Annotated in this window: 10 protein-coding genes; 8 read left to right on the forward strand and 2 right to left on the reverse strand. The window is 72.0% G+C overall.

What is annotated here, in order from left to right:
• From AB0B89_RS30495 to AB0B89_RS30515, 5 genes are all read left to right on the forward strand, one after another.
• Window positions 1-1,947, forward strand: a 1,947-nt coding sequence (locus AB0B89_RS30495; protein ID WP_358559696.1) for an SbcC/MukB-like Walker B domain-containing protein, incomplete at its 5' end; no start/stop codon positions are given.
• 156 nt (window positions 1,948-2,103) lie between these two features.
• Complete coding sequence (locus tag AB0B89_RS30500) at window positions 2,104-2,421, forward strand: hypothetical protein (RefSeq protein ID WP_358559698.1); 318 nt, start codon at window positions 2,104-2,106, stop codon at window positions 2,419-2,421.
• Window positions 2,418-5,042, forward strand: coding sequence for a MoxR family ATPase (locus AB0B89_RS30505; RefSeq protein WP_358559700.1), 2,625 nt, complete (start codon window positions 2,418-2,420; stop codon window positions 5,040-5,042). Before AB0B89_RS30500 ends, AB0B89_RS30505 begins: the two co-directional genes overlap by 4 nt.
• Window positions 5,043-5,159: 117 nt before the next feature.
• Window positions 5,160-6,332 (forward strand): DUF58 domain-containing protein, encoded by a 1,173-nt coding sequence (locus AB0B89_RS30510; RefSeq protein WP_358559702.1) that lies wholly within the window; start codon window positions 5,160-5,162, stop codon window positions 6,330-6,332.
• A gap of 71 nt (window positions 6,333-6,403) precedes the next feature.
• Complete coding sequence (locus AB0B89_RS30515; RefSeq protein ID WP_358559703.1) at window positions 6,404-8,566, forward strand: DUF3488 and transglutaminase-like domain-containing protein; 2,163 nt, start codon at window positions 6,404-6,406, stop codon at window positions 8,564-8,566.
• 30 nt (window positions 8,567-8,596) lie between these two features.
• Here AB0B89_RS30515 and AB0B89_RS30520 read toward each other — a convergent pair whose 3' ends face one another.
• Window positions 8,597-9,274: a M50 family metallopeptidase gene (locus AB0B89_RS30520; protein WP_358559713.1), complete on the reverse strand. Its 678-nt coding sequence runs from the start codon at window positions 9,272-9,274 to the stop codon at window positions 8,597-8,599.
• Window positions 9,275-9,701: 427 nt separating this feature from the next.
• On the opposite strand from AB0B89_RS30520, the gene AB0B89_RS30525 reads away from it, so the two are divergent.
• From AB0B89_RS30525 to AB0B89_RS30535, 3 genes are all read left to right on the forward strand, one after another.
• Window positions 9,702-10,172 (forward strand): nuclear transport factor 2 family protein, encoded by a 471-nt coding sequence (locus AB0B89_RS30525; RefSeq protein ID WP_358559705.1) that lies wholly within the window; start codon window positions 9,702-9,704, stop codon window positions 10,170-10,172.
• 106 nt (window positions 10,173-10,278) lie between these two features.
• Window positions 10,279-11,388, forward strand: a complete 1,110-nt coding sequence (locus AB0B89_RS30530) for a magnesium and cobalt transport protein CorA (protein ID WP_358559707.1) — start codon at window positions 10,279-10,281, stop codon at window positions 11,386-11,388.
• A gap of 44 nt (window positions 11,389-11,432) precedes the next feature.
• Window positions 11,433-12,002, forward strand: a complete 570-nt coding sequence (locus tag AB0B89_RS30535; protein ID WP_358559709.1) for a TIGR03086 family metal-binding protein — start codon at window positions 11,433-11,435, stop codon at window positions 12,000-12,002.
• Between the two features lie 6 nt (window positions 12,003-12,008).
• Here AB0B89_RS30535 and AB0B89_RS30540 read toward each other — a convergent pair whose 3' ends face one another.
• Window positions 12,009-12,278 (reverse strand): transketolase C-terminal domain-containing protein, encoded by a 270-nt coding sequence (locus tag AB0B89_RS30540; RefSeq protein ID WP_358559711.1) that lies wholly within the window; start codon window positions 12,276-12,278, stop codon window positions 12,009-12,011.
• Between the last annotated feature and the right edge of the window lie 62 nt (window positions 12,279-12,340).

Below are 12,340 nucleotides of genomic sequence, written 5' to 3' on the forward strand. Positions count from 1 at the left end.
GGTCGGCGGGAACTGCATGACGAACCACATCTCCGACTCGGTCATGCCGAAGCCGGGGATGGGCGGCTGGCTGGGCAGCAGCATGGCCCCGCCGAGGCGACGCCCACGGTCGACGACGAGCAGGTGGCACAGGCGCTGTCCGACGCGGCGCAGGAGGCCCGCCAGGCGGCCGAGGGCAGGGTCGCCGTGCTCTCCTCCCAGCTCGACGAGGCGACCGTCCGGGCCGAGGGGCTCTCGCTGGAGGCGGCCCTGGCCGCGCGCGAGGACGCGGAGGCCGAGCTGGCCCGTCTCGCCACGCTGGCCGAGCAGGAGCCCGGCCTCGCGGCCGAGGCCGAGCGCGCCCAGCACGAGCTCGACACCGCCCGCACCAGGGCCCAGGAGCTCGACCTGCTCATGGCGGAGCACCGTGTCCACCAGTCAGGGCTTCGTGAGGAGCTCGCTCGCCTCACGGTGGTCCTCGACGCGGCCCGCGACGGCGACGAGAGCGTGGCGGCCCGGCGCGACCGTTTGAGCGGCCAGGCGCGGCTGCTGGTCGTCGCCGTCCAGGCGGCCACCCGCGTCGGCGAGGCGGCGGCGACGTACGAAGAGGCACGAACCGCCGTACGTCGCGGCACCCTGCGGGCACCATGGCAGGGGGGTGCGGGGGCTGTATCGGGTGACGGCGAGGGGGAGCCGCGGACGGACGACGCGGAGCGGGCGCTGGCTGAGGCTGAGGCGGCGTTGGCGGAGCTACGCGAGGTCGCCGGGGGTGAGAGCGCGCTCGCGGAGGCCGTGCGGCGGATTGAGACGGAGCTCACCGAGCTGACCGAGCATGCCACGCGCATCGGCCTGGAGATCGCCGCCGAGCGCGCCCGGGAGAAGGGGCTCACGGCCGACGCCGAGCGGCTGGCCGTACGGCTCGACGCCGCCAGGGGTGAGGACGCCACACTCGCCACACGCCTCGAACGGCTGACCGACGAAGCGGAGCTGCTCCGTGACGCGGCGGAGGCCGGGCGGCTGGCCCGCTCGGCCGGCGTGGAGCGTGACACAGCGCTCACCAAGGCCGAAAGCGCCGCGACCGACGCCGGTTTCCCGAGTGTCACGGATGCCAGGGCGGCCACGAGATCGCTGTCGGCCCGCGAGTCCATGACCGAGCGGCTGCGCGTGCTGGACGCCGAGCGCGCGGCCGTCACCAAGCTGCTGGCCGATCCGGAGCTGGCGGCGGCGGCGGCAGCGCCCGCTCCCGACCTCGCCGCGCTCGCCGAGACGTTCGAAACGGCCGAGCGGGAGCACGGCACGCACGCCTCCGCCCGTGACCAGGCCGGGGCGCGGCACGACCAGCTCCTCGGGCTCGCGGAGACCCTCGAACGCACGCTGGCCGAGTGGCGTCCGGCCGCAGAGCGCCATCGCCTCGCCAGGCGGCTCGCGGAGCTGGCCGTCGGAACCTCTCCCGACAACACGCTCGACATGCGCCTGTCGTCGTACGTGCTCGGGGAGCGGTTGCGGCAGGTCGTGGACGCCGCCAACCAGCGGCTCGACCACATGTCCGGTGGCCGCTACCTGCTTCTCTACGACGTGCGCAAGTCCGCCGCCGACCGCAAACGGTCCGGGGGCGGTCTGGGCCTTCGCGTTCTCGACGGCTGGACCGGGGCCGATCGCGATCCCGCCACCCTGTCCGGAGGTGAGGCCTTCATGACGTCGCTGGCACTCGCTCTCGCTCTCGCCGACGTGGTGACGGCCGAGGCCGGTGGGGTGGAGCTCGGCACCCTCTTCATCGACGAGGGGTTCGGCACCCTCGACGAAGAGAGCCTCGACAGCGTTCTCGACATCCTCGACGAGCTCAGGTACGGCGGTCGTGCCGTCGGCATCGTCAGCCACGTCGGCGAGCTGCGCACCCGGGTCCCGGCCCAGCTCAAGGTGGTCAAGAACCGCTTCGGCTCCAGCCTTTCCGTGGCCGTCCCCGGATAGGCGCGTCTGGTCGGGCGATGGGTGGTCGGGAGGGATGAGCTCAATGGATTCATCTCCACGCGAGATACGGCGCGCTAGGGTGATCCACCGGAACAGGGGCAAAGGGAGAGTCGCGGGGTGAAGATCCCAATGCCGCGGGGCGATCGGCTCCCAGCGGTGATCGCGACGGGCTTGGTCGCCGTGCTCGGTGTCCGGGCCGTCGTCGGCCCCGAGGGAAGCGTCCAGCGCGTCGACCCGGGCAAGAAGGTCGGGAGGATTCCGAGGGGACAGTACCGGTCCGTCACCGTCATCCGCCGGCTCAGGGGGGACTCGGTCACCGAGTCGGAGTCGGGCGAGACCAGTGACGTCTGGGACCGCATCGAGTGGAACGGCGGGGTCGGCCATCGGAGCGACCCGCCGACAAGACTCCGCGTGGCGGCTTCCCCGCCGCGCCCTTGTTCCAATGCGACGACTGATCAGGGGGCTATGTCGTGAAGAACAGTCCGCACCAAAACCATCACCAGCTCGGTGCCGCCCAGCTCGGCATCGTGCAGCATGGCACCGCTCAGCTCGGCGCCGTGCCCCAGCTTGGGGCCGGTCAGATCAGCGGTCTGCAGCTCGGTACCGCACAGCACGGCAGCGTGCGGTACGGCGACGGCGGTCAGCAGCGCGGCGGTCAGCAGTACGACGACCCGCAGCCGGGTGACCAGCCGTACACCGGCAAGCGATACGGGGACGCACGGCAGCTCGGCACGGAGCAGAGCACAGAGGACGGCTCGCAGTACGGGGGCACGGAGCACGGCGGCCGGCCTTATATTCCTGAGTACACCGGCCCTTCGTACAGCTCCCAGGAGCAACCGGCCGCGGAGGCCGGCGCGCCGGCCTACGGGGGCGGTCCGTACGGCACCGGCCAGTACAAGCCCGAGGAGCGTGCGGGTATGACGGAGCCTGCCGGCGGAGGGTACGGCGGGCTGCCGTACGGCACGGGTCAGTACAAGCCCGTGGACCAGAACGGCTCAGAAGCCGGTGGTCCGGCGTACGGCGGCAGCGGACAGTACGGGACCGGGCAGTACCAACCAGCGGAGCGACCGGCCGCTGCGGACGCGGCCGACATGGGGTACGGCGGGGCCTCGTACGGCACGGGCGAGTACAAGCCCGCGGAGCTGAACAGTCCGGAAGCCGGCGGCACGGACTACAGCGCTCAGTACAGCAGCTCTCCCGAACAACCGGGCACGGAGGCCACCAGCCCCGGCTATGGCGGAGCGTACGGCACGGGCCAGTACAACCCTGCCGAACAGAACGGTTCGGCTGTGTATGGAGGCGGGCGGTACGGGACCGGCCAGGAGCTGAACGGCGCGGATGTCGCGGGCTCGGTGCACGGGGACGGGCGCTACAGGGCCGGCCAGGAACAGAGCGGTTCGGATGCTGCCGGTTCCGCCTACGGGGGCGGGCACTACGTGACCGGGCAGCAGTACAAGCCTGCGGACCAGAACGGTCAGGAAGCCACCATTTCTTATGCGGACGGGCGGTATGGGACCGGGCAGGAGCTGAACGGCGCGGATGCCCCGGGTTCGGTGTACGGGGGCGGGCGGTTCGCGGATGGGCGGGACCAGGATGGTGCGGAGGGTGCCGGTTCGGGCTACGGGGACGGACGGTACGGGGCTGGGCAGGGGCTGAACGGTGCGGATGTCGCGGGTGTCGCGGGTTCGGTGTACGGGGGCGGGCGGTATGGGGCTGGGCATGAGTTGAACGGTGCGGAGGGTGCCGGTTCGGGCTACGGGGGGTGGCGTGAGCAGGACGGTGCAGGGACCGGCGGTCCTGTGTACGGCACCGGGCAGTACGGCATTCCTCAATATGGGCCGGTCGATTCCGTAGGCGCCGGCGGGGATTCGGCCGGCGGCCGGATGGCCGTGGGTGGAGACTCGGGCGGCGGCCGGATGGCCGTGGGCGGGGATCTGGCCGGTGGCCGGGGGGCTGCGGGTGGGGATCAGACCGGCGGCCGGATGGCCGTGGGCGCGGATCTGGCCGGTGGCCGGGGGGCTGTGGGCGGGGATTCGGCCGGTGGCCGGGGGGTTGCGGGTGGGGATTCGGGTGGCCGGGGGGAGGCCGGGGAGGATCAGGCCGGTGGCCGGGCGGGCGCGGGCTATGGGGATGTGGCCGGGCTCGCGGTGCAGTTCCAGCAGCGCTTCCATGCCCTCGCGGGGAACATCGAGCAGGTGATCCGGGGGAAGCGTGAGACGATCGAGCTCGCCCTGATCACACTGTTCTCCGAAGGCCACCTGCTCATCGAGGACGTGCCGGGCACGGGCAAGACGACGCTGGCCAGGAGCCTCGCGGCCAGCATCGAGGCCGAGCTGCGCAGGATCCAGTTCACCCCTGACCTGCTGCCCTCCGACATCACCGGTGTCTCGATCTTCAACCAGGCGAACCAGCGGTTCGAGTTCCACCAGGGCCCGGTGTTCGCCAACATCGTGCTCGCGGACGAGATCAACCGCGCCTCGCCCAAGACCCAGGCCGCGCTGCTGGAGGTCATGGAGGAACGGCGCGTCACCGTCGACGCCGACTCCCATCCGGTGCCTCGGCCCTTCATGGTCGTGGCCACCCAGAACCCGGTGGACATGGACGGCACCTATCCTCTGCCGGAGGCGCAGCTCGACCGATTCCTCATGCGCCTGTCCGTCGGGTACCCCGATCACGCGTCGGAGGTCGAGGTGCTCAAGGGGATGCCCACCGGGCCGCAGGTCGACCGCCTACCCCTGATCGCGCGTGCCGCCGACGTCGCCGGGATGATCGACTTCGCCGCCCGCATCCACGTCGCCGACTCGATCTTCGACTACGTCGTCGCCGTGGTCAGTGCCACGAGGCGGTCGCCTGAGGTGCGGCTGGGCGCGAGTCCCCGGGCCAGCCTGGCGCTGCTCCGCGGGTCCAGGGTCAAGGCGGCGGCGGCCGGGCGGCACTTCGTGATCCCCGAGGACGTCAAGGCGCTGGCCTCTCCCGTGCTCGCCCACCGGCTCATCCTCACCCCCGAGGCCGAGCTGCGCGACCGTACGGCCGTGGCCATCGTCGCGGAAACCCTGGTGGCGACCCCCGGTCCACAGGCGCTCGCCGCCACCTGACGCCGTGCCCCGCGCACCCGCCCCCCGGGAGGACACCCCCGTGCCAGACATCGCCGACGGACCTGTCTCGGCCGGAAAGGGTTGTGCCGGCCGGACCTCGGGCGGGTGGGGAGTGCCGTGCTGACGCGGTGGGGTCAGGGGGTGCTGGCCGGCTCGGTCGTCCTGTATGCGGTGGCATTCGTGCTCGGCTATCCCGAGCCCGTGGTGCTCGCCTGCGGTGGGGTCGTCGGCCTGATCGGGGCCCTGCTGTGGACGCTGCCGCAGGCCAGGCTGGAGGTCCGCCGCGAGATCACGCCGCCGAAGGTGGCTCGCGGCGAGACGGCCGTCGCCGTGCTGCACCTTCATAACCAGGGACGATGGGGGCTCACCGGGTGGAGCGCCCGCGATCGCGTCGGCGAGGCCGACCAGGTCGTGGACGTCCCCCGGCTGCGCCCCCGCGGCACCGGCGTCGTGACGTACCCGCTGCCCACGGGCGCGCGGGGTGAGATCGGCGTCGGGCCGCTCACGGTGGTGCGGGAGGACCCGCTCGGCCTGACGCGGAACGTCGCCGAGTACGGTGAGATCGCGTCCGTCCTGGTACGGCCGCGCACCGTGCCGCTCGTGGTGCCGCTCGCGTTGCCGCCGTCCGGCCGGGCCCACGATCTGGAGGGACCGGGCGGCGACCGCGCACCGAGCGGGACCGCGACGTTCCACACCCTGCGTGAGTACGCCGGGGGTGACGACCTGAGGCATGTCCACTGGCGGTCCAGCGCCCGCACCGGCACTCTCATGGTCCGCGGGCTCGTGGACGCCGGCCTGCCCCTGACGACGGTGGCCCTGGACACCCGTGCCGCCTCGTATGCGTCGTCCGATTTCGAGCTGGCCGTGGAAGCGGCGGCCTCCGTCGCGGCGAGCACCGCGCGGGCGGGCTTCCCCGTGCGCGTGGTGGCCGGTGAGGGCAAGGTCCTGCTGGACCTGAAAGGCGGCACGGATGACGCCGAGGTGGTGCTCGACAGGCTCGCCGTCGTAGGGCTCTGCGCCGACCCGGCCGCCGATCCCATACGGCGCGTACGCCCGGGGGGCGCGCTGGTCGTCGTGACGGGGGAATCGGATGTCCTGATCAGGGCCGCCGCCGTCAGCCGACGCCACGACCGTACGGTCTGCCTGCGGATCACGCCCGTCGGCGGCCCGGTGTCCGGAGGCGGTCCGGTGTCCGGGGGTGGTCCGGTGTCCGTGCCCGGTGTCACGGTCATGGACGTACCCGACCTGGAGACCCTTTCCGCGACCTGGTCCGGAACGGTCCGGCGATGATCGGGACGGACGGCCGGCCTGACCGGAACCTCGCAGGGCCCGGTGGGAACCACGTGGCCGAGGATCCGGGGATGACCACGCACGACGGGAAGGCCGCCTCGCTTGTGCTGGTGGTGGGGTTGGGCGGGGCGGCGGGATGGGGGTTCCGGCGGGTGTTCGAACCCGCGGACCTCCTGCCGGTCGTCGCGGTGTCGGCGGTCGTCCCCGTGCTGCTGTCCGCGCTGACCAGGAACCGCCCCCTGTGGCTGTCCCTCCTCGCGCAGGTGGTCATGTGGCCGCTGACGGTGTCGGCCACGCTGTTCCACGCGACCGCTCTGGGCGGATACCTCCCCTCGGCTGAGACGATGTCCGAGATCGCCTCCGGGCTCCTGAACTCCTGGCGGGCGCTGCTCACCACGGTCCTCCCCGCGCCGGGGGAGCCACGGCTGCTCGTGGTGGTCCACTTCCTGGTGTGGGCGGCCGCGCTCGTGGGCGCCGAGATCGTCGTGCGCGCGCGAGGCCCACGAACAGCAGCAGGGGGAGCGCCCGTGCGTTCGCGCACGCGCGTGCGCGCGCTCCCCGCGCTCCCGGCCCTGGCGGTGTTCGCGGTCGCGCTGCCGTTCGGGGTGGACGGGCAGGGCTCGTTGATGCCCGTGGCCGGCGCGCTTGTGGCGCTGGTCGCGGCGCTCGCGATCATGGGCGGCGACCGTGGCCGGGCGCGGGTGCTCGCCGGGGTCCCGGTCGCGGCGGCTCTGGGCCTGGTGAGCGTGCTCCTCGCGCCGTCGCTGCCCATCGCGCGGGAGCCGTACGACCCGCGCGCGCTGGTCGGGCAGCCGGACGTGGTGGGGTCCGACGGCGTCAGCCCGCTCGACAGGGTCTCCGCCTGGCTCCAGACGCCGGCCACGCCGTTGTTCACGGTGAAGGCGTCCCGGCCCGAGTACTGGCGCCTCGCCGTGCTCGACCGGTACGACGGGGTGCGGTGGTCGTCCTCGGCACGGTTCCAGGCGACGGGCGGACGGGTGCCGTCCGGACCGTACCAGGGGCGGTACGAGCCGGTGGAGCAGACGGTCACGCTGGATGGGCTCCCCGGGAGCCGGCTGCCGGCGGCCGACCGCCCCGTGGCCGTCTCGGGCATCGGGGTCGCGGTCGACGGGTCCGGCACGCTGCTGGCCACCGCGACAGGCGGCACGGCGGGCAGGACGTACCGGGTCACCTCGCACGTGCCGCGCCCCACGGCCGAACAGCGGCGTGACGCCGTGCCCGCCGGAACCCCTCCCGCGCTGCCGCCGAAGATCGGCGTGTTCCGGTCGCTGGCCCAGCGGGTGACGAGGAACGCGCGCTCGCCGTACCAGCAGGCGGCGCTGCTGGAGCACTACCTGCGCACCGGACAGAGGTACGACGTGAAGTCCCCGCCCGGGCACTCTCTGGCGGCGCTGGAGCGTTTCCTGCGTACGACCCACCGGGGGACCTCCGAGCAGTTCGCCGCCTCCTTCGCGCTGCTCGCCCGTACGCTGGGGCTGCCGAGCAGGGTCGTGGTCGGCTTCCGCCCGGGGGCACCGCGGGACGGCTCCTTCCAGGTGCTCTCCGGAGATGTTCTCGCCTGGCCGGAGATCGAGTTCAGGGATCTCGGGTGGATGGCGTTCTCCCCCACCCCGGAGCGGAGTGGCTCGCAGGGTACGCACGACGTCGTGAGCACGGCGGTCAAGGAGCGCCGGCGGCTCGCCGAGCGGATCGGCGGCACCTCGGTGAAGGAGCCGCGGCCCTCCGCCACCCCGGCCCCGGACGAGGGCGACGGCGCCGCGCGGTCGTGGGGACCGGCGGCCGTGCTCGCCGCGTCGGGCGTCATCGGTGTCGTGATCCTGCTGTACGTGCTCGCCGTGCTGGTCGTGCCGATGCGCCGGCGTCGGCGCCGGCGGCGCGGTGACCCGGACGAGAGGGTCCTGGGCGCGTGGCGGCAGGTCTGTGAGGATCTCGGTCTGGAGGGGGAGTCCTCGCTGACCGCCTCGGAGGTCTCGGAGCGCGCTGCGGAGCGGGTTGGGCCCGAAATATCGGCTCATATCGTGCCACTGGGTGAGTTATCGAACTTCGTGGAGTTCGCCGGGGAGAAGGTCGGGCCCGAGGCGGCGGAGGAGGCGTGGCGCCGCTCCGACGAGGCCCGCAGGCTCCTCCGCCGCGGCACGCCCCTTCTCACCCGCGTCGCCCGCCGCCTGCATCCCCGCTCCCTCCGGCGACGGGCACCCGCCGGACGGGCGTAGTCGAGCCCGCGGACACGAGCGCCGTGACGGTTACAGGCTGTTCAGGCGGTGCAGCAGGTCGACCGGAGTGAGCAGGTAAGCGCCGACGATCAGGGCCGCGGCGGAGACCAGCAGGAACAGGAAGACGAAGAACCCGCCGGGGAACGGGGTCAGCCGCGCGAGCTGGTCGGCGTCCGAGTCCGGCGCCCTGCCGTGCCGCCGCTTGGTCCGCAGCTCCAGGATCGGCCGGATGCCTCCGATGAGGAGGAACCACGTGGCCAGTTGCGCGCCGACGGACTGCACGTCGGCCGGGGCGAACCAGGACAGCGCGAACACCGCGCCGCCGATGGTCAGCAGCGCCACGACACCGAAGACGTTGCGGATCATCAGCAGCATGCAGGCGAGCAGCAGCAGGATCGTCCAGAGGAGGATCGTGATGTATCCGGCGGCGGTCAGCCAGGCGGTGCCCAGCCCGAGCAGCGAGGGGGCGACGTACCCGGCGCCCGCGGTGAAGATCATGCCGGGCCCTGTCGGCCGTCCACGGGTCAGGGTGACGCCAGAGGTGTCGGAGTGGAGGCGGATCCCCTGGAGCTTGCGCCGGGTGAGCAGGGCCACGAGCGCGTGGCCTCCCTCGTGCGCGACCGTGATCAGGCCTCTGGAGAGGTGCCAGGAGGTCGGGTAGACGACCACGCCCAGGGCCACGAGCGCGGCCAGAGCCGTGATCCACATGGGCGGGCCGGGCTGCACGGCGGTCAGCCTCGCCCAGAAACCGCTGAAAGTCTGCAGGGTCCACCTCCACTGGAAAGCCGCGGGTCCGCGCGCCCGAAGGCGCGCGGACATAGCGTCGCATGGTCAGCGGGTCAGGGTCTTCCCCGTACTACCAGAACAACATTCGGCCTCCGGGACGAGCACGCCCGCAAGCCCTGGCATGGCGCTCCTCCGCGATCTCGGGCTCGCGGAAAGGGTCGTCATCGGCTCCGATTCCCTACCTTTACGCCCACTGGTCGCATTCCCTCGGAGAGGCTCGAACTCGACGACGGGTGGCTTCGCGCGGTTTCCCGGCGGCAATGGGATCCAGGTCTCCGAGAAAGCCCCCTAAGCTGGGTGAATGCCAAACTCGCGTACGCCGGCGTCACGGGGCGACGAGCATCGAGAAGTGATTCGCAAGTTCTACGACGCCTTCGCGGCCGGTGACATCGATGCCATGGGCCGGTGTTACCACCCGGACGTCAGCTTCGGCGACCCCGTCTTCCTGGAACTGGAAGGCCGTGAGCGGGTCATGGGCATGTGGCGCATGCTCCTGGGCCGTAATCGGGGCACCGAGGTCTCGGCCCGCGACATCGAGGCCGACAACTATTCGGGCACGGCCCACTGGACGGCGAAGTACGTCTTCTCGCAGACAGGCAGGCGCGTGGTCAACGAGGTCGACGCCCAGTTCCGCTTCGACGAGGGGCTGATCGTCCGTCACCACGACCAGTTCGACTTCCGCCACTGGACCAAGATGGCCCTCGGCCGGCCCACCGGGGTGCTGCTCGGCTGGACGCCGATGCTGCGCCGCAAGGTACGGGACCGGGCGCGCGGCCAGCTTGAGGAGTACCTGCGGAGCGATTCGCCTATATCAGGCTAGGGTCTGACACGGGCGGCACGCACCGGAGGCGGGTTCGCGGCCGTCCTGACAGTCCCCCAGGAGGTGTGCCGTGCCGGAGCGTCGTGTGCGAGGGTTGAGAGATCTGATGCGAGTGCCCGCACGGGGTGCCGATCACGAGGTGGCGCCCGAGCATTCCATGGATCCCCGCTCCAAGGAGACCGACGCCCCGGCGCAGCAGAGCGTCATCGACAACGCCGTGTACGTGGACGGTCAGCGCGTCGACACCCCGCCGTCGCTGGCCGAGGCCGTGGCGGCGCTGCGCCTGCGGCCCGGGAGCATGGCCTGGATCGGCCTCTACCGCCCGGCGGACGCCGAGATCCTCAAGGTCGCCGAGGAGTTCGGCCTGCACGAGCTGGCCGTCGAGGACGCCATCGTCGCCCACCAGCGTCCGAAGGCCGACCGGTACGGCGACACGCTCTTCCTGGTCCTGCGCGCCGCCCAGTATCTCGACTCGCCGGAGAAGGTGGAGTTCGGCGAGCTCCACGTCTTCGTCGGGCCCGACTTCGTGCTGACCGTCCGCCACAGCGAGGCCCCGGACCTCAGCAAGGTCCGCCGCCGCATGGAGAACGACCCCCACCTGCTGCGGCAGGGCCCGCAGGCCGTCCTGTACGCGATCCTGGACGCGGTCGTCGACGGGTACGCTCCGGTGGTCGCCGGCCTGCAGAAGGACATCGACGAGATCGAGGTCCAGGTCTTCGGCGGCGACCCCGCGGCGCCGAGGCGCATCTACGCCCTGTCGCGCGAGGTGATCGAGTTCCAGCGGGCCACCCGGCCGCTCCTCGACATGCTCACCGGCCTGATCGCCGGCTCCCCGAAGTACGGCGTCGACCAGGAGCTCCAGCGGTACCTGCGCGACGTGGCCGACCACGCGATCACGGTGGTGGAGCGGGTGGACAACTTCCGCCAGATGCTCCAGGACATCCTCATCGTCAACTCGACGCTGGTCAGCCAGGCGCAGAACGAGGAGATGAAGAACGTCACCCAGGCGAGCTACGCCCAGAGCGAGGAGGTCAAGAAGATCTCCTCCTGGGCGGCCATCCTCTTCGCCCCCACCCTCGTCGGCACGATCTACGGGATGAACTTCACCCACATGCCCGAGCTGAGCTGGGTCTACGGCTACCCCTTCGCCGTCGCGCTGATGGCGGCGGTGTGCGGCACGCTCTACCTCGTCTTCAAGCGCCGCGACTGGCTGTGATCCCGCTTAGGGGATGATTCCGGCATTTCGGGTAGGTCCGGCGTATGGAGGATCGTGTGCTGGAACTGCACGCCATCGCGATGGACGAGTTCGGCCTGCGCGTGGCGATGATCAATAATGACGCCTGGAACGCCCCGACACCCTGCTCCGAGTGGAGCGTCCGCGACCTGGTCAACCATCTCGTGGTCGAGCAGCTGTGGGTGCCGCCGCTGCTCGCGGGCAGGACCGTGGCCGACGTGGGCGACCGGTTCGACGGGGACCAGCTCGGTGAGGACCCCGTCGGCCGGTGGACGGAGGCCAGCGTCGGGGCACAGCACGCGCTGGCCGAGCCTGGAGCGCTCGACAGGGAGGTCCACCTGTCCTACGGGACCGTGGACGCCCGGCGCTACTGCATGGAGATGGCCGCAGACCTCGCCGTCCACGCCTGGGACCTCGCGCGCGGCCTCGGGGTCGACGACCGCGTCGACCCCGAGCTCATGGCCGAGGTGTACGACTACCTGTCCCCGATGGCCGGGGCGCTCGCGGGAAGCGGCATGTTCGGCGAGCCCGTCCCCGTGCCGGACGACGCCGGCCCGCAGGCCCGTACCCTCGCCCTCACCGGCCGCCGGCCCTGACCAGCGTCAGGCCAGCAGCTTGCGGGCGGCCTCCTCGATGTGGGTCTCCGAGAGCAGGACGTGGGCGGCGGCGTCGCCGAGGGGGACGAAGCTGTCCATGGAGGTCACCCGGGCCACCCGCCCGGTGAACCCGCCGTCGGCGAGCGCCGCCAGCACCCCCTCGGACACGCCGCCGGAGCTACGCGTCTCGTCGGCGATGAGCACCTTGCCGGTCAGGTCGGCGGCGCGCAGCAGGTCGTCCACGGGGAGCGGGGACAGCCAGCGCAGGTCGAGCACGCTCCCTGACGTACGGTGACAGCGCGCTCAGTAGACCTGCCGTGGCCTGCTGTAAACGGATG

The organism is Sphaerisporangium sp. NPDC049002 (genome assembly GCF_040649355.1).
GTDB lineage: Bacteria > Actinomycetota > Actinomycetes > Streptosporangiales > Streptosporangiaceae > Sphaerisporangium.